The organism is Fodinibius saliphilus, from assembly GCF_005869845.1.
GTDB classification, from domain to species: Bacteria; Bacteroidota; Rhodothermia; order Balneolales; family Balneolaceae; genus Fodinibius; species Fodinibius saliphilus.
In genome coordinates this window covers 1,273,423-1,299,725 of the sequence record NZ_VAWF01000001.1, presented here as the reverse complement: position 1 = coordinate 1,299,725, position 26,303 = coordinate 1,273,423, and the positions used below count along the sequence as shown (strand labels likewise).

Genomic DNA, 26,303 nt, shown 5'->3' with positions numbered 1-26,303 from the left:
TGTTAAGTGTGGTTTTATTGCGAATTTAAATTCTTAAAAGTAGTTAGACCTTGAATGTATGACCTTTATTGGGCTTTATTAGCGTATGAAAGGTCAGCTTCATCAATTGGGATGTCAGCCAGGTTCTTAATGTTACTATGGTATACTTTAGCTCCCCACAAATGATTCTTAGCTTTCGGAGAATCCTGTTTTTTATACCACTGGTAGGTAGATAGAAAACCTTTGGCAACACCGACCGAATCGGAAGACGTTAAGTTATTCCGAGGTCCCGAGGGTAGGGGTACAGCAAGAGAACTACCGGCAATAATAAGGTCCGGATCATTTAGTGATCCGTTATTACCGTATATCCAAGGCCAGAGCCGTGGGTTGCCATACTTGTCTTCAGCTATACTCCAAAGGGTCTGCCCTTTAGTAATAGCGTGCTGTTCTCTTTTCTGTGAAGCTGATGAGTTTGTATTCGTTGCTTGTTGAGATTTGTTGCTTGTCGTTTGGTTTTGTGCCGACTGTTTTTGACTGTTGGTTTTTTGAGATTGTTGTCTGTTGTTTGTAGATGATTTTTGAGAAGGTGTTTCTTGATTAGGCCCCTGTTGTAGGTTCGCTTTGGCTGATGATATATTTTTTTGGCTAGCTAGCTGAGAAGGATTATTTGTTGAAAACATCCCAAAATACCAAGCCCCAACAGCTAATAACACCAAAATCGAAATTGCCGCTACTACCAAAGGTAGAGATGAGCTACTTTTACGATCGGGAAGTTTCCGATCAAATGCCCGACGATCGTCCTTTTGTGTTTCCTGATCATCTGAATCAGTAGATTCTTCATCTGATGTTGTGCTCATAGGCGCAAAAGGAGATTCCTCTATTTGCTTGTTCGACGGTTCAGCCTCTTTGTCTTCGGCTTCAATAGGTTCAGACGTATTCGACTCAGCTGTAATCTCTTCTTGTTGTTTATCAGACTTTTCTCGTGATTCCGAAATTTCTTCAGCCTCTTGCGTTGCTCCTATAAACTCTTCAAGGTCTTCGGCCGATTCATCAGGCTGTTCTTCGGTAGTTTCTGCTTTAAATTCCACAATATCTTCTTCCTCATCAGTAACTTCCTCACCTTCTTCTAATGAAAATTTTGATGAAGGTTTGGAACTCATCGCTTCAAAACCGAAAGGATCTTCTTCTCTATATTTTTCTTCAGTCGTTTTTTCTGTTGATTCTTCTGAGGTAGAAGGCGACTTTTCAGAAGTGTCGTCTTCCTTAGGTGTAGGTTCTGTGGTGGTATCTTCACTTTCATCAGTCTCAATAAGTTCAGATTCTAGATGAGCATAGGGTGCATTGACGAGTTCTCTAACGCCCTTATAAGGCTTGAACACCACCTTGTTATGTGCAGGAATGGTCATTTTTTCTTCTGTTTGGGGATTGTACCCCTCACGTTCTGTTACATGACGCAGCTTAAATTTACCAAAACCGGCAATGCTTACATTTCCGTCTTGTTCAAGACCGTTATTAATGACATCGACAAAATCTTTGAGGAAATCGTGAGTAAATTGCTTTGTGTTATCGCTTTCTTCGGCAATTGACTCAATGAGTTCCTGAAATGTTACTTTCTCACTCATTGTCAGACTCCACTTGTTTTAAATCTTCTTTTAACCCCTTGCTGGGCGAAAAATCAACAACTCTTTTGGGCGGTAATTTCATATACTGTTCATAATGAGGATTGTATGACTCCCGCTCTCCACGTGTTGATAATCTAAAAGTGCCAAGGTCCGGGATTGTAAAAGTATTACCATTAGCCAAATTCTCTGTTAACCGTTCGACAATAGTATCCAACAACCGGCGCGTTTCGGCTTGGCTCATATCCCAATTATCTGCAAGTGCTTTAACCAGATCACTTGTATTCATAATGTCTGACGCCTGTGTTGATGTTTAAACAAATTCTTTTACCCTCACACCCTTAATTAAGAAAAAAAACTTTTAAAAACTAAGTAAGAATCCTAATACAGCTTAGAATACTTATAAATAGTGCTTTTTGAGCTATTAACTTGATGGGTAGGGTAATGCTATAGTATTTTATGGAACTATTTACGGGAGTTAAACTTTAGATAAATAAGAATTTAGCGGAAATCAAAACATATAATTATTTATGAGTAAACCACTAAATGTTACGGAAAAACTGATTAAAAGCCATCTTGAGGATGGTGAAATGGTTCCCGGCGAAGAAATTGGGCTTAAGATTGATCAAACCCTTACTCAAGATGCCACTGGTACAATGGTGATGCTTGAGTTAGAGGCGATGGAACTTGATGAAGCTCAAACAGAACTATCTTGTCAGTATGTTGATCACAATCTGATTCAGACGGATTTTAAGAACCCTGATGACCATGTATTTTTAAAATCTGCTGCTGAAAGGTTCGGAATGTGGTATAGTCGTCCGGGTAACGGAGTAAGTCACCCGATTGAAACGGAACGCTTTGCTATTCCGGGTAAAACACTGGCCGGTTCTGACAGTCATACTCCAGCAGCAGGCTGTATGGGAATGTTAGCAATTGGTTCAGGTGGTCTGGATGTTGCTTTTGCTATTGCCGGAGAACCATTATACATAAAAATGCCCAAAGTATTGGGAGTTGAACTTAAAGGAGAACTGCCTGACTGGGTAAGTGCAAAAGATGTTGTACTCGAAATGTTGCGCCGTTACGATGTTGATGGTGCTACCGGTTATGTTATTGAATACTTTGGTGAAGGGTTGAAAAATCTTTCAACTATGGATCGCCATGTGATTGCCAATATGGGTACCGAGATGGGAGCAACAAGTACGGTATTCCCGGCAGATGGTGAGATTCGCCGCTTCATGGAATCGCAAGAACGGGGCCATGAATTTGTAGAGTTGAAAGCTGATGAAGGAGCTGAATATGATAAGTATGAAGAGCTTGTACTTGATGATGTAGAGCCGCTGATTGCTCTGCCAAGCAGTCCCGGTAATGTAGTACCTGTACGTGAGGTCGAAGGACAGGATATCTACCAATCTTATGTAGGATCTTCAGCAAACCCGGGCTATCGAGATTTCTGGATTGCCTCGGAAATTGTAAAAGATAAAACAGTTAATGATAATGTCTCTTGGGATATTAACCCCACATCACGACAGATTATCGAAAATATGGTCAAAAATAATGTGATGTTTAACTTGGTACAATCAGGTGCACGCATCCACCAAGCAGGATGTAACGGCTGTATCGGGATGGGGCAGGCACCTGCATCAGGGCAAAACAGTCTGCGTACTGTGCCACGTAACTTCCCGGATCGCTCAGGAACCCCAGAAGATTCTGTCTTCTTGGTAAGTCCTGAAACGGCAGCTGCTTCGGCACTGACGGGGAAGATTACAGATCCTCGAGATCTCGAAGATCTATATAATATGAAGTATCCTGAGTTTGAGCATCCGGATGAAATTCATGTTAATACCGAGATGCTTACTCCACCAAAGCCTAAAGAAGAGCGCGGTGAAATCAAGAAGGGGCCCAATATATCTACTATGCCCGACTTTGATGAACTCAAAGACTTTGATGTGCCGGTATTACTTAAAATGGGTGATGATATTTCTACAGATGAGATATTACGTGCAGGAGCTGAAGTGCTTCCATTCCGAAGTAATATTCCCGAAATCAGTAAGTTTACTCTCGATGTAGTGGATGAGAATTTCCACGATCGAGCTATGGATGCAAAAGAAGAACATGGCGGACATGTTGTTATTGCCGGTGAAAACTATGCGCAGGGTTCCAGCCGTGAGCATGCTGCTATTGCTCCCCGTTATTTGGGTATGCGTGCAGTGATTGCTAAAAGCTATGCTCGTATTGGTTGGCAAAACCTGATTAATTTCGGTATTCCTCCGTTAGAATTTGAAAACGAAGCGGATTACGAAGATATCGACCAAGGAGATGTCTTAGCTGTGAACGACATTCGTAGTGCCATCAAGAATGGTAATGAAGTTGTTATTCATAACAAGACCAAAGACAAAAAGTATACTGTTAAGCATACTTTCAGTGAACGGCAGAAAGAGGCTGTTCTCCATGGTGGCGTTATTAATCGCTTTAAAGCGAAAAAGAATGGTAGCTAAGTGTTTATCATTTTTTTAGAATTATCATTAAAAGGCCCCGATTTCTCGGGGCCTTTCTATTTTTAAGGGAGATATGATCTTCGTATGCAGGATTGATTATGCTGGATGGAAAAGTATAATTAATTCATACTTTTACTATCCTACAAGCTAGACGCTTGCACGAATCAGACAATTGAACCAATAAATTATTCTTTTTCTAATACCTTTATTTCAATATTGGTTGGATGTTTTTCGGTGTGGTATACCCGCTGGACAGCATCTCTGAAATCACTCTCTTCAGCTTTGAAAATATTTGGCACATATTTTTGGGGGTTCAGATCTATAAGCGGGAACCACGTACTTTGAATCTGAACCTGAATTTTATGGCCTTTTTTAAAGGTGTGGAATATATCTTGTAGGGGAAGGTCGATATAAGTTACCTTGTTGGGCTCGAAGGGTTTAGGTGTTGAGTAGCTTTCCCGAAATCTTCCCCGTATCACTTCACTGCGGACCATCTGGTGATAATTGTCCAGCTCCACACCTTCAGGAGTATGTTTTCCTTCTTCAGTCTTGGCAGGATAGATATCAACGACTTTTACAATCCAATCAGAAGCTGTTCCGGAAGTTGAAACATAGAGATTGGCCAACATATCACCGGCTAGGGTTACATCCTCTTTCAATACGTTTGTCTCAAAAGTAATAACATCGGGACGACGAGCGGAAAATCGTTGATCATCCGTCATATAATCCTGGGGAATAAAAACGAGACTATTTTCTTCTCGATATGGTACAGGATTGTCAATATCACTGGTATACTCGGTATAGTTGGCATCGGCATTGTCTGGCTTTTGGTCTTTTAAAGAACCGTCATGGTGGATATACCAATTCTCTTGGGTAGCTTTTCGAGGAGGCCAGTCTTGAAATTGACTCCATGCTTTTGTTCCTGTATCAAACATATAGGCTTCAGGAAGTTTTTTTGTCTTGGCTCCCTTTAGGTGCTTCATAAAGAACGGGTACTCAATTTCTTTTTGATAAAAATCGGAAATGCCTTCCCCAAAATATATTTCTCCTACCATTTGATGGGATTTATTGCTGGCCCATTGTCCATGACTCCAGGGCCCCATGACGATCGTATTTTGGAGATCCGGATTTTTTTCTTCAATAGATCGATAGGTATTTAAGGGGCCATAGAGGTCTTCAGCATCAAACCAACCGCCAACAGTCATTACAGGATGATTAATGTCATCTAGGTGAGGCAATATGTTTCGTTTTTGCCAAAAATCATCATAATTGGGATGGTTTTTAAGTTCTTGCCAAAAAAAGTTTTCATCAGAGTAATAGTTATCCGCTTTTTTCAGTGGAGTGATACTGTTATAAAACTTGTACATGTCATTCGTTTCAAGATCCGCAAAACTGTACCACGCAGTATTTGTAGGTGCATCATGTTGAATGCCAAAGAGAGGAGTGACAAACCAGTAGCTCATAAAGTATGCCCCGTGATGATGAAAGTCATCGAAGAAAAAGTCTGAAATTGGTGCCTGTGGTGAAGATGCAGCCATGGCAGGATGGGCATCCGGCAGGCCAGCGGTAGTGTAAAATCCGGGATAGGAAATACCCCATTGTCCCACCTTACCATTATTATTGGGGATATTTTTAACCAGCCTTTCTACAGTATCGTAGGTGTCAGAGCTTTCATCAATATTGTTTTTTCCCTCTTTATTAGGGGTCATTGTGGTATAGCTGCCTTCCGACATCCACCGTCCGCGAACATCTTGGCAAACAATAATAAATCCTTCTTGTTGCATATAGGGATTAGAAATGATGCGCTCGGGTACTTGTTTATTGTAGGGCCGACAGCTATAGGGAGTACGTTTTAATATGATTGGATACGTTTCGCTGGTATCATTTGGGGTATAAACCACAGTGTGCAGTTTTACCCCGTCACGCATTTCGATATTATATTGTGATTTAGAATAATCGTCCGAAGTTAACTTTTTGGATCCGCTTTGTGCAAATAAAGCTGACCAAGTGGTTAGCAGAATAACGCAGAAGAGAAGTGAAAACTTTTTCATAAGACACTTGTGAATTAAAGAGTTATTAGTCCTAATATATTAAAATAAAGAAAGTATGTAAGGGCTTACTGCTCATACCAACTAAGTAGAGGTGATATGAGCGCCAATCAGTTTTTTACTGGCCCGGTTTGATATTGATTTATACCTCTCGGCCATAGCTTTTAAGCTAATCAGATATATTCTTGTGTTAATAGAGAAGTTGTTTTTGAGTATGATAGTGTGTATCATGATACACACTAATAAAGTTGCTTGGTATTCCGCTATCCGGTGATTTTATACAGAGCAGTTAAAGGTTGCCTGAGGTACTGTTCTACAATTGATGGCACAATTACAAGATAATGTAAAATGAATTATGTCTAATAAATCTATTATTTACGGAACGCTATTTATTCTGTGTGTATTCACTTTTTTGGCAGCGCTGGAGTCTAGTTGGAAGATTATTGGTATTTCTGGGATTGCTTTTGCTTCTATGGCTCTAGCTATTCCCATAGGAACGAAAGCAGCCAAAAAAAATAAGGTCAATCACTTGGTTATTGGATATGGATTGGCAAGTGGGGCGATGATTACGAGTGCAGCTATCTTTTTGGTACCTACTGCTATTAATCATCATCCGGTCTATGGGGGATTAGGAATTGCGATTGGTATCATGGCGGGCTTTGCCATTCATACTCTTAATCATGATTTAACTCATGCTTCTTCGTCATTGCCACCCGTAGTGTTAGAGTTAACCTCCCATGCTCTTTCTGCGGGACTTATTATCGGGATGGTATATGCAGCAATGCCTGAACTGGGATTATTGCTGGGAATTGCTATTGTTTCACATAAAGCACCAGCCGGTTATGCTGCTTCACGGCGGCTTGCGATTAAGGGTAAATCCCCGATGTTGATACTACTACCGGCTTCGGCTATTGGACTTACTGCTCTCCCGGTGAGCTTGTTAGATATCCCGGAGAATGCTCTTATAAATGCTATCATATTTGGCTTTGCAACGGGGGTTTTCTTTCATGTGGCTATCGACTTTTTACCAGAGTGTGAGGTGGGTGGTAATATTCATCAAGAAACTGATTTAGATAATCATGAACATCACGAATTAGATCGGTATCGCCGTTGGGCTGTCCTTAATACATTTATTGGAGGATTAATCGTGTTTGCAGCTTGGTATATTGTGTATTAAAAGGAAACTTTGAATAAGAAAAGATGTTATGAAACGGTTGAACTTTACCCTAGATAATGAGACCGTTCAACTTTTGGAGGAATTATCTGAGAAATATTATAACGGCAATAAATCCCAAACAGTACGTGCTGCTTTAGAAAGTTTGGCAGTGCATGCTGGTCATGAAGGTTGGGTGATCGCAGGCTATACTCCTAAAGAACTTGATGGAGCGGAAAGCTGTCACAGTTGTGGAGAATCACATAAAAAAGGTGATGTGTTATATCGGCCGGTGTTTGAAAAAGGCAGTAGTCCGAAAGCTCTGCCATCAATGCCATCAGAGCATTGGCTGGATTGCCCTGATTGTGCCGAAAAACAGATTCAAAGCTGATTCCATTGTCCTTTAAAAGTATACTTGTGGTTATTGTTGTATCTCTTTTAATAAGGTTTGTTTGTTTTCGTCAGCAGAGTTGTTGTTTACATGCGAGGTTACCGCTAGGGCACATCCCCAGGAAAGCGTAACCCCGGCGCCCCCATGGCCATAGTTATGTATTACTTTTTTATTTGCTACAGTTTCTGATTCAAGCCGAAGGCCATTCTTTTTATTTCGGATATATCGATAACCTACCGATGGAGTAAGCTCATTCTTTATGCTCAGTTCGGTTTCAAAAAAGGTGTTAATGATCCTACTATTGAGATCGATGATCTGTTTAGGAAATCTAATACCATCAATTTCATAGTAATCTTCACTGACTTGCCATTCTTCGTTTTCAAGGGTTCCAACTTGGCGGCTCCCTCCAAGTATCCAACCATCTTTTCGGGGGTAGCAATATACATCAGCAGCTTTGCCCTTACTATCGGAATAGATCTCTGCTTTTGGGGTATAATTGTAAGATACAATTTCCCCGTTTGAATTTGTGAGTAAAGGGGCATCCGCCTTGTGGAGCAGATGGCCACGGACAACAAGTTGCTTATTGCTGGGGTCATCAAATAAATAAGGGCTACCGGTGCTGCTACAGTTAATAATGATTTCCGCCGGCAGGTCAGAAATTGTTTCCCGGTTAACTTTTTGCTGCCTGATTGTTCCACCATTTTGTAAATAGGTATGGAGCAGTGCCGGTAAGTATAGTGACCAATCAGCGAAAATACAGTTGAAACTCCAGCCGTACAATTTATCAACTACCGGTCGATGTGGTAGTTTTTCTATCTCTGTATTAGAAACAGCTTCAAAATTCAACATCCAATTACAGTAATCGGGGCGGTTGGGTTCAGACTCCCAAAGCTCATAGTGTTTATTGATGGTAATGCCCGGGAAAGCTAGTTTGCGAAGCTCATAAAATATATACTGAGACCGTTTGAATAGCTTCTCCAATTGATTGGAGTATACCGAGTGGGGAATTATTGAAGCGGATGGAAAGAGACTGGCAAATTCCGGGTGTCCATTTTTATTTGAAATGTCTGTAATGGTTTTCTCAGTATAAATTGCAGTCTCATAACCCAGCAATTGTAGGGTAAGGGCTGTAGTAAGTCCCGATACGCCACTGCCAATAATAATGATCTGCTCTGACATTTATGCCTAGGTCTCAATTTTTGATTTTTAACTTTGCCACGGCAGTTTATCTAAATCAATATTGCCGCCTGTTATAATAATCCCAGCTTTTTTCCCTTCAACATCAATTTTTCCGTTAAAAATTGCAGCTGCCGGAACCGCACACGAAGGTTCAATAATTATCTTCATGCGTTCCCAAATAAAGCGCATAGCCTCGACAATTTCTTGTTCTGTTACAGTGTAAATAGCATCTACATGTTTCTGTATGCAGGAAAAGGTGAGGGGACTCAGAGAGGTTCGTAGTCCATCTGCTACCGTATTAGTGCTTTGGACAGGATGAAGTTCCCCCGTTTTGAAGGAAAGGTATGCATCATTAGCTACTTCTGGTTCTGTGCCAATAATTTTTGTCTCCGGAGATAAACCAGATGCTGCAATAGCTGTCCCGCTCATAAGACCACCACCGCCAATAGGAGCAATGATGAGATCGAGGTCGGCCTTCTCCTCCAGCAGTTCTATGGCGGCACTACCTTGTCCCATGATAATATTCGGATTGTCATAGGGATGAATAAAAGTAGCCCCGGTTTTTTTGACTACTTTTTGCAGGGTTGCTTCCCGCCCTTCTTGTGTAGATTTGCTAAACGTAATATTAGCCCCGTAGTCCCGCACGGCATTGACTTTAACTTTTGGAGCATTTTCAGGCATCACAATATGAGCGGGGATACCGCGAAGTTTAGCTGCTAGTGCTACTGCTTGTGCATGGTTGCCAGAGGAGTGTGTGGCAACGCCATTTTTCGCTTCCTTCTCAGAGAGTGTTCCTATCGCATGTGTTGCTCCCCGAAATTTAAAGGCACCTACCTTTTGAAAATTTTCACACTTAAAGTAGAGTTCGCCGCCAGCGCGCTCATTTACTTTTTTGCTACTTAAAACCGGTGTTCTGTGAACGTTATTTCGAATTTTAAGATAGGCACTTTTTACATCCTCATAACTGGGAATGGCAACCGTGTTTAATTCTGACATGAATTGAATTCTTTAGATTCCAATGCTCGTTTTAAGTCCTGATAAAAGGCTTTTCCACCAGTAGTTAAAAACTGATTTATTTGTATCTCGTTCAAATTTAATTGGTGCTTTTTTGAGGTTTTCGCCTTTGTTATGAGTATTAACTTTGAAAGCGTTAGCAAGAAACGATTTTATTTTATTACCAAAGTTTTGGTCTTTATTTCCTTTATTCAACAGTGATATTTTTAAGTCTTGGTATGTAAAGGTCATGGAACCTTTGGCTTTCTTTTCATCTAAAGTCATATTAAAATCCATTCCCAGAATATGCCCATCCTCTATGCGTACAAAGGCCAGGGGAGTCAATGCTTTGTTCAGGGGCTTTATTGGCATTGATGATAAATGGCCGAAGATATATTGTTGTTGAGAACCCATAGGGAAACGAAATGAGGCCTTAAGTTCTGCATGGTCCATTACTTCAGTTTTAACCTGCAGGGTTGGGGAATGAGCACGCCATTCTTTTTTAATATTGGACAAGTTTTGAAAAATAGCTGTGAGATCAGCAAAAATTATATACCCGGCTTTTTGAGCACTCGGCATCCGTTCACTGTACCGGATTTTACCATCAGTAAGAGTAATGCGATTGACAGTAGTAGGAAATGGAATACTTTGTATTATCTCTTGGGGCAATGGTGGGTTGTTATTCGGAGGAAAGGGAAGCCGTTTATCACGATAAATGTCAAAGTCGGGCTTACGGATCAGAATATTTTTTACTCTGAGTATTTGTCTGGAATTTAGTTTATGGCTGTCAATGCCGGACCAATAAATTTGGCTCATTTTTATTTTTATCCGGTCTGCTTCGTGATCAAACTGGTTGGGAAAAGTAGTTTTATCAAATTTCGGTTGGAGTTGTAGGGAACGAATGTCCATACTACTGTCAAAGGATGAAAAGGCTATTTTGTGGGTAGAAAGTTTATATACACCATTTGCTGTATGGTACTGAAGATCACGAAAGTCAGCTACCATATTTTTAGCAGGGATAATCTCGTTACTTGTTAGAGCGGCGGAGTCAAGAGATATTTTATAGAAATGGATATCACTGTTGCGGAAGCTAAAAGATGATTTGTCATTTTTGGTTTTCGTCGTAAAACGAAGGGATAGTCCGGTGATTGAGAGTTTTGGGATTGACAGTTGCTGTAGCATCTTGACATTTGAAAATTGCTTCCGGATATGTCGAGGAGTAGTAGAGGGATTTGAGGAGGGAGCTTTGGCCAGTGAAATATTCGGGTTGTTAATCCGGACCTCTTTTAGTTTAAGCTTTTGATGCACTAATAACTGCCAAAAGCTAATTCCTCGAATTTGGATACCTTCTATTTTAGCATAAAAAGTATTTTTTTCGTCTTGTTTATTTGAAGAAATAGTAGTACCGGAAATATTAATACGCCTTCCCAGCAATTGAAGGTCTAGATCATTAATTGTGAATCGAATCCTATGGTTTGTAGACTCCTGAAAATGGTTTGTGAGCGTTTGTTTAATCTGGGTATCTAAAAAGAAACTAAAATAGATCTGAATACTGCCGACCAATATAATGATGGCTATGCATATGCCGAGTAGCATTTTTTGATAGCCTTTCATAGGAATAGATGCATAAAGTGAACAGGATTATTCGCCAAATCGCTTAACAGGCCTTATTATAGCTAATCACGACTTTTTTTTACGCCATTTTACTTTCAATTTTTGTACCATGATTAACTATTACAACATAAAAAAGTAAACAAACAATGTAACTCATGTTCGAATTTCGATTTCGATACCTCCTTTTTGCTGTTGCTTTCCTTTTTATAAATTCTAGCATTTTACATGCTCAAGAAGAACGCTTCCAGTTTGATCCGGATATCTCTTATGATTCTGAGATCTCATCTCCGGCAGAATTCCTGGGTTATGAGTTGGGCACTGAATTTAGTTTCCATTCAGATGTGGTAGCTTATCTCAAGTATTTGGCTGAAACGTCTGATCGTATCAATTTAGAAAAGTATGCTGAAACCTATGAAGGTAGAGGCCTCTACTTTGCGGTTATCAGTTCTGAAGAAAATCAGTCAAATATCGATCAGCTGCGTAATAATAACCTCCAGCTTACTGATCCGGAAAAATTGGAGGATAATACAGCGGAATCTATAAAGGGCGATCAGCCTGTTATGGTATGGTTGAGTTATAATGTCCATGGCAATGAACCGTCTAGTAGTGAAGCAGCTATGCAGACGGCCTACCGTTTGGTTGCGGGGATGGATGCAGAGACCAAAAAGATGAGGAGTGATGCTATTACTATTATTGATCCGATGCTCAACCCTGATGGGCGAGATCGATATGTGTACTGGTATAAATCTTCACGAAGTGCAGTGTTAAACTCTAACGCGGATGACCTGGAGCATGATGAGATCTGGCCCGGTGGACGTACCAATCATTATTGGTTTGACCTGAATCGCGATTGGGTTTGGTTGGTTCATCCGGAGTCTAGAGGTCGCATAGCCACTTACCAGAAATGGATGCCCCAGGTTCATTTAGATCTGCATGAGCAGGGGTTCAACAGTAATTACTTTACGATGCCCGGAACTACACCACGAAATCATGAGTTGCCAAATGATTATAAAAAGTGGGCGGATGTTTTTGGACGTGGTGTGATCGCGGAGTTTGATGATCACAATATTAATTATGCCACCCGTGAGGCTTTTGATTTCTTTTACCCCGGTTATGGATCTTCTTATCCCAGCAATATGGGAGCTATCGGGATGTTGGCAGAACAAGGGGGACATAGCCGCGGGGGGCGCTCCGTTGAAACTGAAGATGGCTATAAATTGACCCTTCGGCAGCGTGTATTTGATCATTATACGAACTCGATTGCAACAGTCCGGACTTCCATTGAACATCGGAAGCCACTGCTTGATTATTTTCAAAATGCTTTTAGGGAGGAAGCAAAGAAAGGGGATGTGGAGGCATTTATTGTCCCCAATAATGATCGGGCCTACACCGGTGAGTTGATCAATATTATGTTGCAGCATGGAGTTGAAGTAGGGCAGGCAACGAAAGATTTTGAAATAGATGATGCCTATAGTTATTGGGATGGAGAAGCAGAAACCCGCCAGTTCAATAAAGGTAGTTTCATTATTTCTATGAATCAGCCACGTCATATATTTTTGAATACACTTATGAAGCGCCAGTTGGCAATCGGCGATTCGGTGATGTACGACATGTCAACTTGGTCGGCCCCGATGGCATATAATCTGGATGCCGCCTGGTCAAATGATGAGGTAAAAGTAGAAACCACTCCGGTATCAGAAGTTTCAGCGTATGAATATGGAGTAAAAAATAGTGGGGCAGGTTATGCTTATGTAGTTGATGGAAAGCAGCGATATACTCCCAATGCACTGGCTAAACTATGGGATGCTGGTTATCGTGTACGTGTTGCCAAAAAATATTTTACCTACGATGGACAACGATATAGCCGGGGCAGTCTGGTAGTTCTTCTTGGTCGTAATTATGAAAAGCGCGATACCATCGTCTCGGATATGGAGCGTATTGCTAAAGAGGCCAAAGTTACGATCGAAGGTTTTGATACCGGACGCATGGTCAGCGGCATGGACTTGGCCTCACGGGACAGCGAGCCGGTTGATAGGCCCAGTGTAGGGCTTATGGTTGATAGCCCCTTTAGCTCGTATACAGCTGGCCAGATTTGGTTTTTATTCGATCAGTGGACCGAATTTGGGATCAACCGAATTCGAAGTGATCGACTTCCATACTTAGATCTGGAAGAATATGATGTATTAGTACTGCCCGGTGCCTGGGGCGGATTTTCTTCGACCCTTGATTCTACTGCTCTGGATATACTAAAAGGATGGGTGAGAGACGGTGGTACTCTTGTTGCTACAGAAAATGCTGCAGAATTTATGAGTAAAGACAATTCTGGGTTTACTTCTGTAGAGCTTACTGATGAACCTTCAAAAGGAGATAAAGATGAGGACACGATTAAACCAGCGGCCTATACGACATATGCTGCCCGTGAAGATTCATCCGGACTTAAACGTATTCCCGGTTCAGCTTTCCAGGGACATATTGATAATACCAATCCACTTGCCTTTGGAATGCCCAATAAGTTATTCTCACTAAAGTTTAGTGATGAATCATTGGTACCCTCTACGAACTGGCAGGTAGTCGGTCATTATGGTAAGGATCCACAATCGGTACTGGCGTCAGGATATGCCTCTCCTGAAAATAAAGAGCAGGTGGCTGGTAATGCTTTTGCTGGAGTAAAACCCATGGGATCCGGACAGGTAGTCTTTTTGTTGGATAATACCCAATACCGCATGTTCTGGGTAGGTCCAGCACGCATGATGCAAAATGCGGTTATGATTTTGCATGATATGTGAGAAAATTGGTTTTTAAGCTAGGTATTTACTTAAACGATGGCATCACTCCAAGTGATGCCATCGTTAGTTATATGATACGCTGCACAAGTATTTCAGTTGTGAGAATCTGGGAATGTTTATAATAGCTATTAAGTACTGAAGGAGTTGCACACCTGAAGAAATAAGCAATCTGTAGGATACCTATCCTGTTACAGGAAGATGAGAAAATGCGTCTAATAGGATGTTAGGTATGTCAGATGGGTTATAACTCTCTTGTAGTTATTGGGAGGTAGAGAAAAATAGTTTATTAAATCAGACTTTTTCGTGAGCGATACGTTTACTTGGTGTTGCTATATATTACAGAAAACTAGGTTACTTCATCTTCCTCTTGGAGGGGATTTTCAGCAAACATATATTCTTCCACAGGATTACCATTAATAAGGTGTTCTTGGATAATACGTTCCAGCACTTCTGGTTTGCAAGAGTGGTACCAGGTACCCTCGGGATAGACGACTGCTACCGGACCTTTTTTGCAGATACGCAGGCAATTTGCTTTGGTACGATATACTCCACCGGTTCCATCTAACCCCAGTTCCCTTAGCCTCATTTTCAGGAAATTCCACGCACGTATACTCCATTCCTTTTTACAGCACTTGGGTTTGGTCTGGTCGGCACATAGGAAAATATGTCGTTGTATTTCGTCGACATGTAGTTCTTCTGCTTTATCGCTGGGTGTCTGAGCCATTTTTTATTTTCAATTCTTCCATTTTAGAATGATCCAATGATACGAATTTTTAAGGTGAGATCGGAAATTTATTAGCTCATAACTTCTGTCTTGTCCCGGTTGTTGGCCCTGTCTGTTTTTGGTCGTGGCAAAAATTATCGAAAGAAGATGTGGGTAGCTTTTTGAATACTGCTAATAATGATCTATAAGAAAACGTACAGGATCCGTCATTATCATGGGAGTTTGATTAAATCCCCCAACAGTACCATACAAGAGACTGGTTTGCTGGCCTATAAGCTTTATGGACCAATTAAATGGTTCTATATCTTGAAAACTAAGCAGTTATCTCGTCCGATGCTTTTTGTTTCCTTCGGCGTTCTAACTTACGCTCTTTGAGTCGTTTCCGGTTTTGCCATTTAGCAAAGTAGGGGTAGAAAAATAGGTAGATACCTGTAAGCCAAAGAATGAGCACAACAACTGCTGAGGGTAAAAACAGCCACAGTTTGGCCTTATCATGGAACCATGATCCGTCATGTATAGCTTCAATAACATCAGATCGACGGTTGGCCACTTGTAGCTTTTCACCAGTATGGGCATCAATTTGGGCTTCCCATCCGTTGGCTCCGCGGATTTTAATGACTCCATCATCCGGGCGTACATCCAGCCGGTCGATATCTTCCCATTTGCTGACGGCAAGTTCGGGAATTGATTTAGCAGTGTTCAAAATACTATCGAAAGGGAGGGAAGCTCCCACTTGACTGCCGGATTGTGTAGAGGGTTGTATCCAGGCGAACTCCTTTTTTACTTGAAGAAGGAGTCCCGATAATAGAACAATCAAAAAAGGAAGTGCTATCAAGATAGCACCCCAACGGTGTAATTTTCGTGAATCTTTACGTAGATCGAAATCCATCAAGAATTGAAACTTTAAAAATATTTTACTCCTACTGTAATGTAATTATCAAAGATACAGCAGGAGAGATATAGCTAGGCAATAAATATAGGTAACAGGCGGTCAGTTTTAATAATCAAGGCCCGGCTGAGTAATCTCATAATTTTTCTCAGCTTTTGACTTTTTAACCATTTCGGCTACATCCTGAAGCATTTCTTCGGCATCATAGACAATACCATCTTTGATCGTATACTCAACACCGCCGATGCGGACCGGTTTGTTATCATCATTAACGTGGATAGCGCCGGTTCCGTATAATGTTTTAAGGTTTTTCAATGGATTGGCATCTACCAGCACCATATCAGCCAGCTTACCTACCTCAATAGTGCCTAGCTTGTCATCCATATTCAGCACTTCTGCTGCTTTCAGTGAAGCCGACTGGAATATTTCGAGAGGATGAAAGCCGGCTTCCCGAAACAGCTCCATTTCTTGGATATAACCAAAGCCATAGAGCTTATAGATATAGCCGGAATCGGAGCCCAGAGTAACTCGTCCTCCTCGATTCTTGAATTCGTTGACAAACTCAAACCATAGGTCAAAGTTTTCTTTCCATGCTACCTCTTGTTCGGTTCCCCAGTTGAGCCAGTACGAACCATGAGATTTACGGCTGGGTTTATAGAAATCCCAAAGAGAGGGCAGGGTGTATCGTTTGTGCCACTCGGCGCGTCGTTGGGCACTTAAGTCCCGACTGGCTTCATATATCGTAAAAGTGGGGTTGAGCGTTATATCCAGTTCAAGCATCTCGTTCATCACGCTGTTCCATTTATCACTATAGGGTTCAGCAGCCTGTTGCCAGAGTTTGCCGGCCTCTTCAAAACGATGCTGCTCATTACTGTAGTTATAATCGAGGGGATAATCTTGGATAATTTGATCAGTAAATAAGGCTTCTGGAATGCCGTACCAGTGTGTGATGCTGGAAAGTCCCAGCCGGGCCGACTTCAGGGCATTATTGTAGACAACGCGCGTTTGGGCATGGTGTGTCATTGTTCCCAGACCGAGCTTCTTAGCTTCATCAATAGCAGCGGCATACACCGGCTTGCTGGCCCCGAAAAACTTGATGCCATCAGCACCTTCATCGTGTATCATCTGTACCCATTTGCGTGCTTCTTCAGGAGTAGTAATAGGTTCGTCATGCCCCATCCCAAAACCGATGTATGAATAGATTCTGGGCGCAGTAATCTCGTTGTTTTTACTTCGTTTTTTCTGGCGCAAGGTCCAATCCATCCCATTAAATGAGCCTGGTTCGCGAACGGTGGTTATACCATGGGCCATCCATAGTTTATACACATATTCTGCAGGGGTACCTTGTTCAACGCCGCCTGTATGGGCATGCATATCGATAAAGCCGGGCAGCAGATACATGCCTTTAGCTTCAATTTCTTTGGTATTGGCATTTGCTTTGGGACGTTGGTCTTCATCAATAGGAATTCCTGGATATCCTACCGAGCGAATTGAGGTAATTCTATTGCCTTGTACAACAATATCCACCGGTCCGCGTGGTGGGGATCCCGTACCATCAACGAGCATAACACCTCTGATAATCAGTTTTTCATAGGGCCCGTCGCCTATTGTTCGTTCAGGAGCCTCTTGAATTTGGCCCGAAACAGTGGTTACAATCCCGATGATACAGACCAATAAAGCGATTAAGCGTCGATATATTACCATAAAATAAAACTTTCTTAAAGTGAAGATTACTGGAATGTACAAATTGCACAGCCATCCGACAGTAAAAAGTTTTTAAGATGATTATAATAGTAGAGTCCCTTCGTGTTTGAGCAAAAACTTTTTTCTATTGACGCCTCCCGCATATCCTATAAGATTGTTGTTTATACCTATTACCCGATGACAAGGTATAATGATTGGAATGGGATTTTTACCACTTGCCCGCCCTACTGCACGAACTTTATTTGTATCTCCAAGCCGTTTTGCAAGTTCACCATAGGTTATTGTTTGCCCAAAAGGAAGCTGTTGAAGCTTATTCCATACAGATTTTTGAAAGATTGTACCGCTGGGCATTACGGGAATGGAGAATCGGTTGCGCTCTCCGTCGAAATATTCTTTTAGCTCACTCTTTACCTGTTTTTGAATACTATTCTTAGCTTTTAACAGGGGATTGGGGACCGCATCTAACATAGTAAGACTAAGCAAAGAGCCCTTGCAGCTAACCAATTCCAACCAGCCTAAAGGTGACTTGTAATGGCTTTTTATGATGTCCAAAAGAGGGGGGGAGAAATTAATTTAATTTTTTTGTAACAAATACCGTTCGCATTACTCTTGTTAACAGAACGCACTATTATTGTCTCTCTAGACCTAATCTAGTTAGTCAACTAGTCACTCCTAAATGCTGAAACCTAAAGCACAGGGCCTCGGAACTGATACTTCTGAGGTCCTTTTTGTTTTTAGTAATATATAGAATTAAAAAGAGCTATTCATCTTTTACCTTGGATTCCTATCTCTATTCTCGAATTAAAAGAATACCGACACCGATTAAGCAGGCTGCCGTTACTGCTGATACCCAAAATGTGCCTGCAATCCCCACTAAACCATAAACTATTCCCAGTAAAAAAGGTCCTACGGCTTGTCCACTTCGTAATATGGTCCAGTTTACTGAAAGAAATGCAGCTCGGTACTCTTTTGGAGCTTGATGGGTTAACAGGTTTAATATACTGGGAATGTTGATACCCTGGGCAAATCCAAATACAATAATTGGTAGCGTAAATAACCAAATATTATTTATAAAAGGCAGACTAATAAAAACTCCTAGGTATAAAAATGCGGCAGTTATGATGAGGGATGATTCCTTAAATATTTCAGTGAGATTTCCCAATTGAGAGGAGACCGCAGCCGTCACTAATGAAGATCCCGACAACATTAACCCAATAAAAAATGATGATTTTCCAAACTGTTCATCGAGTAGTATTGGAAAATAGGTAAGGTAGCCACCGTAGAGGATGATAAAGGTGAGAAAGTTGGCGGCAAAGAGGCCAATTACTTTTTTAGATTTCAGGGAATCAAATACATTTTCAACATAGGTTTTTAAATCTTTGTGATTGTCAGGTTCGGGGTTGTCAAGTTTTATGAGCACGAAAATCCCTACGGGAATAGCTAACAAGGAAAGAAAGAAAGGGTAGAACCATCCCAGCAATGCCAATCCTCCACCGATGGCAGGATAGGATGCCGTACCTATACTAAGGATGCTCCCATTATATCCCATTGCCGTAGCACGCCTGTTAGCTTCGTAGAGATCACCAATCAGCGTAACGTTTAAGGCACCGAGTGAGGCTCCTCCTATTCCTTGAATAAATCGTAATATTAAAAGCCAGCTAAAGTCGGTTGCAAAAGCGCATGCTGTTCCTGCGATACCAAAGATAAAAAGGGAGGGTACAAGTATAGCTTTTCGTCCAATTCGGTCAGCGAAAACACCAAGAAGAGGGGTTAAAAAAACACCCGGAATAGTAAAAGCCGTAATTAGTAATCCAATTTTCTCATTAGAAACCTCCAATACATGTGCCATTTTTGGAAGGGCCGGTGCAATACTTGCTACCCCCATTACGGCCGAAAGGGTGATGCCAAAAATGACATAGAGGTTCAGATCTTTGAGAAGAGGAGTACGTTGAGTGATAAAGTTATATATGAGTTTTTGGAAATTATTGAGAGTGAATATCAAGAAAATGAATGGGCAAATCGTTCCACAATATTATAAAAAAACCCTGCCAGCTTTGAATACTGACAGGGGATAATTAAGAGGATCATTGGGAGGTTAAAGAATAGTAAAAGGAACCTTTAGTCGAAAGGTGATGTTTCTACCCGGGCTTAAAGCATAGCCCTTATAGGTATCAAGAAAATTGCGATAGTCTTCATTAAGTAGATTTTTAGCAGAAATCTGGACCGATATTGCACGATTCCACAGCGAAATTTCACCGCCTATGGTAGTATTTACCAAGGTATAGGCATCTGTAGAGGCTACTCCAAAGTTATCGAACTGAGGAGCATTGCCGAACTGCCAGAATGGTTCATAGCGTCCGGCCGCTTTTTTTGAAGAAGTGTGGCTTATTCCAAAATCAACAAAGACATTCTGAAATTCCCCCAACTCTTTTTGGATGAGTTTGATGTTGCCGCTAATTTTTGTGGGGGGAAGTAGCGGAAGATCATCAACTTGTGATATCTTATCATCTACATTTTTTCCGGCTACGGTTTCAAATGTTCCTGAAAATTGTAGCCATGGTAACAGTTGGGCCGTTACATCGGCATTGGCACCTATTAAACGCGCATCTCCTTGTACGGTTTTTAGGATAGGCGGTCCGCCATTATTGGGGCCTGCAAACTGTCCGGTGTTTACCAAGAAGATGTAGTTCTGTATCGCATTTCTATAGACTGTTGCTTTCGCTTTCACCTTTGTTGATCGCCATCGTAGCGATAAATCTGTATTTAACGACCTTTCAGGCTCAAGGTAGGGATTACCGATTTGATAGGCCGCAATACCACCATGAACGCCGTCTACATGAAGGTTGAAGAGGCTGGGGGCGCGGAATCCACGGCCGATATTTGTTGCAACAGCAAATGAATTGGTAATTTGGTATGTAGCGCCCATTGATCCGCTAAACTCAAAATAGGACTGTTCCAGGACATCTGCCGTTTCTCCTGCTGGGTAATCAGGCAGATTTAGTTCACTGTTGGAGGCTGCTTCTTGGAAACGGGCATCAGTTCTGGCTCCTAAAGAAAGAGTAAGATCACCAAGTTCTGCTTTTTCAAATATAAAAGCTGCAATATTTTGTATTGTAGCTGAGGGAACGAGAGGTTCAACGCCCCGGCTGTCTTGGTGTTTTTGTTTGTATTCCAGTCCAATAGTTCCCGAAAAAGGGCCTGCTACAGCATGTTCCAAATCCAGCTTACCGGTATAGTTTTTGGTTAATATATCTAGATGAGCATAGCCATTTTCAGGAAGTTCATCACGGGGGTCAGCCTGTGCACCGCCCGGGTTAGATTGGCGAAGATTGCTGGCGTAGGTAAAACTGGGTTTTAGAATGAAATTGTTACCCAGCTGAAGGTTCCCTTCAAACTGCAGCGAATTATTTTCGAGATTTTGTCCTAATCCCTTACCATTCGGTAACAAGAAGTTATGGTTATTTTGCCAGCGGGTATATTCAGCGGTAATTTGGCCTATCGAAGTTTGGTAACCAACACCAAAACTTCCGTTTAACTGATCATAGTCAGTATGATCAAGTTCTCCCGAAAATTTAGGTGCTGCAGGATCAGCTGCTTTTGGGAAAGTGGGTACATCAGGTACTGTCATATTGCCGGCAGAACGGCGAATAATGGTACCGGTAAAACCCCATGGACCGGTGGCACCATTAAGGTGGAGGCCACCTACCAGTTCGTTATTGTTAGTGGCGAATTCACCGAGCATTTGCCCTTTTAAAAAAGAATCTGAATCTATAGCATCCGGTAGGGAATTAGAGATTACATTTACAGCACCTCCCAAGGCATCTGAACCATATTGAACACTGGCTGCGCCCCGAAGTACTTCAATACGTTCAGAAGTAAAAGGATCTACATTAGGACCGTGCCGTACTCCATATTGTTGGTAGTCCATCGCCACACCGTCATCAAGAACACGAACCCGGCTGCCGCTGAGCCCCCGGATAACGGGTTTCCCCATCTGGCTACCGGTTGAGATGCTGGAAACACCTGCAAGATCGTCAAGTGAAGCTCCCAAAGAGGTTTGCTGTTTTGATAACTTGTTGTTTCCTGTCAGTACATCAACATCCGCAGGGGTTGTTAATGGATCTGAAGCAAAGGGGGTTCCTGTTACAGTTATTGTTTCATTCTGAATAAGTGTTTGCTTTAGAGAGATATTCAGCGTTGCTGCTTCTCCAGAATTCAAAATGATTTGCCGGCTTTTACTTTCATAGCCAACAAAGGAAAACACAATGGAATAGGTTCCCGATGGAAGATTTTGAATTGTAAATGAACCGTCTGCTTTTGTAAAAGTCCCCCGATTTAATTGGGGAAAAGCAACATTAACACCTGACAGTGGTTGATCGTTTTCTTGGCTAATTACAGTGCCTTTAATTGTTGCCTTATCTGTTGATTGAGCGAAACTTATTGTTGAGCCAACAAGGAGAATCAAGCAACTTGTAAGTAAAAGTAACTGAAAAAAATTAGATCGATTATTCTTCATATATAATATAGTCTTTATGAATCATGGGTGAGTTGGCGGCAAGAAATCATACGTTTATGTCGGGGGCGATTTGTTATTAAGGTCCGAGTTTATGAATATTTTTGAAACAGGATCACTGGCAGAGAAATGCCGGTCGGTATCAGGGTATTTCTTGATCGTTGTTTCCTGTACAGTATTTGGAGCTTTAATAAGATGTAGACAGGCAATACAATCCGGTTTCTCAACACTGATATGGTGGTTGAGATCGTGGTCATGTAAACTGTAGTCAGGGTGAAACTGATGGATATGGAATGTAGATCCAATCAGGCAAATACTAGCTAATAGTATTACGAACTTACTTAGCTCTTGGGTTTTATGATTGAACATAATCCTTAACTAATGACGTAGGATCCAACCGATCGATTAAAAATACTAACTGCAATCACCGGCAGGGAATACGTAGCTCTTTATAGTGAATAGAATAGAGTGTAGAATAAATTGTCTTTCTGCCTTTAAAATTTACAGCAGGGAGACATATTATTTCATTACACTGCTACGGGATGATGGGTAGTCAAACAGTAAAGGGGGGAGAACGGCCTCTATTAGCAAATAAAGTAACAGAATTTTTATTACTATCCACTAATAAGATATTCCCATCAACTTTAGATAAAGAATTAGCTGACTGAGAATAATTCAGCGTTTCTACATCGATCAAATGTGCACATATTGGACATACCGTGGTGTCAGAAGTGAGACATTGACCTGTGTCTGCAAAATCAGTTGAATTGTGGAGGTCCAGATCATGGTGAGAGTGAAGCGTAGATATAGTAAGGCCAATGCTCATGAGCATTAACAGAAAAAAGCCTACGAATATTTTTAATCTATACTTCAACATGAACTGAATTTATTCGGTATAAAGTTATGTTATTAATCCAAGCCTGCCAAACTGGAGGAAGTAAAAAGATATTTTAATTCTTAGTCTGGAGGCGTTATGAAGGTAAGGTTTGTAAGTTTGTTGCATTCAGTTAAGAAATAGAAATTCATATCCGTGATTTAATGGCAGATTATTTAGAGTTAGTAAAAGTATGGTTTTTTGGACTTGGACAGCAGTATGGTGTAAATCCCATTATTTTTGGCAGTATTTATATAGGTGCTATTCCATTTTTCTCACTAAGCATCGGATGGTTAGTGAGAAACTATCGGCTGCAAAAATCAATAGTTCTACCTTCGCTTTTGGCTACCTTCTTTTTTATATCAGCATACCTATATTTAATTGTTGTGGGACAAAATGTTCCGTGGTGGGTATATGGAATTGTATTATTGATGGTACTGTGTGGAGTGTATTCAACGTATACGAATGTTAAAAAGCGTATAAAAGATATTAATCAGGAACAATCTACAGATGAGTAAATACGATTTCGACGCAATTATTATCGGTGGTGGGGCTGCAGGTCTTACGGCTTCAGGCATTGCTGCTAACTTTGGAGCTAAAACAATGATGGTAGAACAGAATCGATTGGGGGGGGATTGTACATGGACGGGTTGTGTGCCCAGTAAGGTTTTGCTTAAAGCCGGTAAAGTGGCTCAGAAAATTCGGGAAGCAAGCAACTACGGTTTGATAGACCAGGAACCAGAAATCAATTTTCAAAATGTAATTGAACATGTACATGAAACCCGGCAAAAGATCTATGAGGATGCTGATGATCCGGTAATATTTGAGGATATGGGTATTGAGGTGGTACCAGGTTCTGCAAAGTTCACAGATAATCATAATATAGAAATAGATTACTCAGATGGCACCGTTCGGGAAGTGTCTTCACGGTACTTTATCATTTGTGCAGGTGCCAGTGCATTGGTTCCGCCCATTGATGGTATTGATGAAGTGCCTTATCTGACAAATGAATCCCTTTTTGAGATTGAAAATTTGTCTGAAAAAATGATCATTATCGGGGCAGGGCCCATTGGTACAGAGATGGCCCAGGCAATGAATCGGTTGGGGACCCAGGTAACAGTTATTGATATGGCAGATCGTATTATGTTGAACGATGATCCCGAATTAGCTGCCATGTTGCGTGAAAAACTTGAAAGTGAAGGTATTATCTTTGAGCTGGGAGTAGAAGTAAAAAAAGTTAGTAGTAAAAACGGAGTAACGGCAATAATATCATCAGATGGGGGGCTGAAAGAAATTACAGGAGATCAGCTATTGATGGCCACAGGAAGGAGTCCGAATATTAATGGTTTGGGGTTGGATGAAGCGGGTATCAAATATTCGGCTGACGGCATTGAAGTAAATGAAAAGTGTCGTACTAATCAATCTCATATTTATGCCTGTGGAGATATTACAGGGCGGTATCAGCTTACTCATATGAGTGAGCATATGGCTAAAATGGCTACTACCAATGCGTTATTGAAATTTCCTATGAAGATTGATGTGGATCATGTACCTTGGGTTACCTATACCGATCCGGAATTAGGTCATGTAGGAGCCACAGAAAAGCAGCTCCAACTAGAGGGAACAAGCTATGAAACCTATCGTTTCCCCTTTTCAAAAATTGACCGCGCACTAACCGATTCAGAAGAAGAAGGACTCATCAAAATCCATGCAAGAAAATGGGATGGGAAAATTTATGGGGTCAGTATTTATGGGGCTCATGCAGGGGAGCTTATTTCAGAATATGCTCTGGCAATGAAAAATGGGATTTCACTACGAAATTTTGCGGATACGATACATCCGTATCCAACTTATGGGCTCGGAGCTCGGCGTGCTGCTGATCAATGGTATATCAAGAATCAATCGGAATGGCAGGTGAAACTTGTCAAAAAAATATTTGGCTATCGTGGAGAGGTTCCCGATTTCAGCGATCCCGATAGAATTGTATAATAAATGGCTGGGGAAGACTTAGATCTCGCGAAAAGGGGAATTAAGAAAAGACCTGAATAAGCAGGGGCCAGGCTACATAGATAAAGACTAAGAATATGGCACCACTTAAGGCAAAAAGGTAAGAGGGTTTTATCCAGCCTGACTCATCTGGTTTGTGGAAATGTTCAATAAGCCCGCATACGAAAGTACCGATGGCAAATCCAAAGATAAGGTAATGCATAGTCGGAAGGCTTACTTACTTGAATATGGGTATTATAAAACTGATCCGACCATTTGAGAGTGATCGGATCAGTTAAAATAGGGTATTAGGCTGTTTCTAAAAGGTTTTTGAGCGTAATCCCGATTTCAGCAGGACTGTCTACTACAGTAACTCCAGCATTACGCAGTGCCTCTTTCTTGGCATCAGCTCCACCTTCGCCGCCAGAAATAATAGCACCGGCGTGGCCCATTCGTCGGCCGGGAGGTGCTGTGCTTCCGGCAATAAATGCAACAACCGGTTTATCAACATTTTCTTCGATATAAGCGGCTGCTTCTTCTTCAGCTGTTCCACCAATTTCACCAATCAGAACAATGGCTTCAGTGTCATCGTCATTTTCAAAGAGTTTCACGGCATCGGTATGTGTGGTGCCAATTACAGGATCACCGCCAATACCGATAGCAGTACTTTGTCCCAAGTCTGCTTTCGTGAGCTGATCAACAGCTTCATAGGTGAGTGTTCCTGAGCGTGATATCAGTCCTACTTTGCCGGGCGTAAAAATGTTGCCGGGCATAATACCGATTTTCGCTTCGCCGGGAGTGATTACACCGGGGCAGTTGGGTCCGACAAGCGTAGCATCATGACTATCAACGATCTGCTTGGCTACAACCATATCTTTAACCGGAATACCTTCTGTAATACAGATGATAACTTCAATACCGGCAAAAGCGGCTTCCGAAATTGCATCACCGGCGAATGCAGGCGGTACAAAAATAACCGAAGTGTTAGCATCTTCTTTTTCTACAGCGTCAGCTACCGTGTTATAAACCGGCAGATCGTGATGTGTTTGCCCACCTTTTCCGGGGGTAACACCGGCTACTACATTAGTGCCGTATTCTATCATCTGCTCAGCATGGAAGCTGCCTTCGCTGCCTGTAATTCCTTGTACAACTAGTCGAGTATCATTCCCTACAAGTACGCTCATGAACTTTTCTAAATTAAGTTAAATGATTTTCGTAAGTCGGACGGAATATACCGACATCATCATGATTTGGCAAAGATAACAGCTGATAAAAAATAATTTTGAATAGAATGCTCTGGAATGACTAAAATTTATCCGTTAACAGCCAGTTTTTCTTCCTATTCCCCAAATAGCA

General features: G+C 41.4%; 21 protein-coding genes. 6 read left to right on the top strand and 15 right to left on the bottom strand.

The features are described 5' to 3' along the window. Positions 1 to 65 precede the first annotated feature (65 nt). Positions 66 to 1,601: an HU family DNA-binding protein gene (locus FCN14_RS05445; RefSeq protein ID WP_138430090.1), complete on the bottom strand. Its 1,536-nt coding sequence runs from the start codon at positions 1,599 to 1,601 to the stop codon at positions 66 to 68. Further along, a complete protein-coding gene (locus tag FCN14_RS05440) occupies positions 1,594 to 1,887 on the bottom strand; it encodes an HU family DNA-binding protein (RefSeq protein ID WP_138430088.1) in 294 nt (97 codons plus the stop codon). Before FCN14_RS05440 ends, FCN14_RS05445 begins: the two co-directional genes overlap by 8 nt. A gap of 241 nt (positions 1,888 to 2,128) precedes the next feature. On the opposite strand from FCN14_RS05440, the gene FCN14_RS05435 reads away from it, so the two are divergent. After that, positions 2,129 to 4,093 carry an aconitate hydratase gene (locus FCN14_RS05435; RefSeq protein WP_138430086.1) on the top strand — a complete coding sequence of 655 codons (1,965 nt, stop codon included), beginning with the start codon at positions 2,129 to 2,131 and terminating at the stop codon, positions 4,091 to 4,093. A 185-nt stretch (positions 4,094 to 4,278) separates the two neighbouring features. On the opposite strand, the gene FCN14_RS05430 is transcribed toward FCN14_RS05435, so the two are convergent. Then, the gene (locus tag FCN14_RS05430) at positions 4,279 to 6,144 is read right to left on the bottom strand and encodes a CocE/NonD family hydrolase (protein WP_138430084.1); all 1,866 of its coding nucleotides are present in this window, start codon (positions 6,142 to 6,144) and stop codon (positions 4,279 to 4,281) included. Between the two features lie 352 nt (positions 6,145 to 6,496). Here FCN14_RS05430 and FCN14_RS05425 point away from each other — a divergent pair, with 352 nt between their 5' ends. Beyond that, positions 6,497 to 7,318: a ZIP family metal transporter gene (locus tag FCN14_RS05425; protein WP_138430083.1), complete on the top strand. Its 822-nt coding sequence runs from the start codon at positions 6,497 to 6,499 to the stop codon at positions 7,316 to 7,318. Between the two features lie 28 nt (positions 7,319 to 7,346). After that, positions 7,347 to 7,685, top strand: a complete 339-nt coding sequence (locus tag FCN14_RS05420; RefSeq protein ID WP_138430082.1) for a ribbon-helix-helix domain-containing protein — start codon at positions 7,347 to 7,349, stop codon at positions 7,683 to 7,685. Between the two features lie 30 nt (positions 7,686 to 7,715). On the opposite strand, the gene FCN14_RS05415 is transcribed toward FCN14_RS05420, so the two are convergent. From FCN14_RS05415 to FCN14_RS05405, 3 genes are read right to left on the bottom strand one after another with little or no spacing between them, the layout of a single operon-like run. After that, positions 7,716 to 8,864 carry an FAD-dependent oxidoreductase gene (locus tag FCN14_RS05415; RefSeq protein WP_138430080.1) on the bottom strand — a complete coding sequence of 383 codons (1,149 nt, stop codon included), beginning with the start codon at positions 8,862 to 8,864 and terminating at the stop codon, positions 7,716 to 7,718. Between the two features lie 27 nt (positions 8,865 to 8,891). After that, a complete protein-coding gene (locus FCN14_RS05410; protein ID WP_138430079.1) occupies positions 8,892 to 9,860 on the bottom strand; it encodes a pyridoxal-phosphate dependent enzyme in 969 nt (322 codons plus the stop codon). Between the two features lie 12 nt (positions 9,861 to 9,872). Next, positions 9,873 to 11,453, bottom strand: a complete 1,581-nt coding sequence (locus FCN14_RS05405) for a DUF748 domain-containing protein (RefSeq protein ID WP_171032820.1) — start codon at positions 11,451 to 11,453, stop codon at positions 9,873 to 9,875. A gap of 173 nt (positions 11,454 to 11,626) precedes the next feature. On the opposite strand from FCN14_RS05405, the gene FCN14_RS05400 reads away from it, so the two are divergent. Beyond that, the gene (locus FCN14_RS05400) at positions 11,627 to 14,257 is read left to right on the top strand and encodes a M14 family metallopeptidase (RefSeq protein ID WP_138430075.1); all 2,631 of its coding nucleotides are present in this window, start codon (positions 11,627 to 11,629) and stop codon (positions 14,255 to 14,257) included. A 346-nt stretch (positions 14,258 to 14,603) separates the two neighbouring features. Here FCN14_RS05400 and FCN14_RS05395 read toward each other — a convergent pair whose 3' ends face one another. From FCN14_RS05395 to FCN14_RS05365, 7 genes are all read right to left on the bottom strand, one after another. Further along, a complete protein-coding gene (locus FCN14_RS05395; RefSeq protein WP_138430073.1) occupies positions 14,604 to 14,981 on the bottom strand; it encodes a (2Fe-2S) ferredoxin domain-containing protein in 378 nt (125 codons plus the stop codon). Positions 14,982 to 15,294: 313 nt separating this feature from the next. Further along, positions 15,295 to 15,870, bottom strand: a complete 576-nt coding sequence (locus tag FCN14_RS05390) for a PepSY domain-containing protein (RefSeq protein ID WP_171032819.1) — start codon at positions 15,868 to 15,870, stop codon at positions 15,295 to 15,297. Between the two features lie 108 nt (positions 15,871 to 15,978). Next, positions 15,979 to 17,574: an amidohydrolase family protein gene (locus FCN14_RS05385; protein WP_138430069.1), complete on the bottom strand. Its 1,596-nt coding sequence runs from the start codon at positions 17,572 to 17,574 to the stop codon at positions 15,979 to 15,981. Between the two features lie 81 nt (positions 17,575 to 17,655). Next, complete coding sequence (locus FCN14_RS05380) at positions 17,656 to 18,126, bottom strand: methylated-DNA--[protein]-cysteine S-methyltransferase (RefSeq protein ID WP_434084069.1); 471 nt, start codon at positions 18,124 to 18,126, stop codon at positions 17,656 to 17,658. Between the two features lie 238 nt (positions 18,127 to 18,364). After that, positions 18,365 to 19,576: an MFS transporter gene (locus FCN14_RS05375; RefSeq protein WP_138430067.1), complete on the bottom strand. Its 1,212-nt coding sequence runs from the start codon at positions 19,574 to 19,576 to the stop codon at positions 18,365 to 18,367. Positions 19,577 to 19,669: 93 nt separating this feature from the next. Then, positions 19,670 to 22,090 carry a TonB-dependent receptor gene (locus FCN14_RS05370; protein WP_138430066.1) on the bottom strand — a complete coding sequence of 807 codons (2,421 nt, stop codon included), beginning with the start codon at positions 22,088 to 22,090 and terminating at the stop codon, positions 19,670 to 19,672. Positions 22,091 to 22,144: 54 nt separating this feature from the next. Further along, positions 22,145 to 22,456 carry a hypothetical protein gene (locus FCN14_RS05365; RefSeq protein ID WP_138430065.1) on the bottom strand — a complete coding sequence of 104 codons (312 nt, stop codon included), beginning with the start codon at positions 22,454 to 22,456 and terminating at the stop codon, positions 22,145 to 22,147. Between the two features lie 669 nt (positions 22,457 to 23,125). On the opposite strand from FCN14_RS05365, the gene FCN14_RS05360 reads away from it, so the two are divergent. Together FCN14_RS05360 and FCN14_RS05355 are read left to right on the top strand one after the other, a co-directional pair. After that, positions 23,126 to 23,479 (top strand): hypothetical protein, encoded by a 354-nt coding sequence (locus FCN14_RS05360; protein WP_138430063.1) that lies wholly within the window; start codon positions 23,126 to 23,128, stop codon positions 23,477 to 23,479. After that, positions 23,472 to 24,950 carry a dihydrolipoyl dehydrogenase family protein gene (locus tag FCN14_RS05355; protein WP_138430062.1) on the top strand — a complete coding sequence of 493 codons (1,479 nt, stop codon included), beginning with the start codon at positions 23,472 to 23,474 and terminating at the stop codon, positions 24,948 to 24,950. Before FCN14_RS05360 ends, FCN14_RS05355 begins: the two co-directional genes overlap by 8 nt. Before the next feature lie 40 nt (positions 24,951 to 24,990). Here FCN14_RS05355 and FCN14_RS05350 read toward each other — a convergent pair whose 3' ends face one another. After that, positions 24,991 to 25,170: a hypothetical protein gene (locus tag FCN14_RS05350; protein ID WP_138430060.1), complete on the bottom strand. Its 180-nt coding sequence runs from the start codon at positions 25,168 to 25,170 to the stop codon at positions 24,991 to 24,993. An 85-nt stretch (positions 25,171 to 25,255) separates the two neighbouring features. Next, positions 25,256 to 26,131, bottom strand: a complete 876-nt coding sequence (sucD, locus tag FCN14_RS05345) for a succinate--CoA ligase subunit alpha (RefSeq protein WP_138430059.1) — start codon at positions 26,129 to 26,131, stop codon at positions 25,256 to 25,258. Between the last annotated feature and the right edge of the window lie 172 nt (positions 26,132 to 26,303).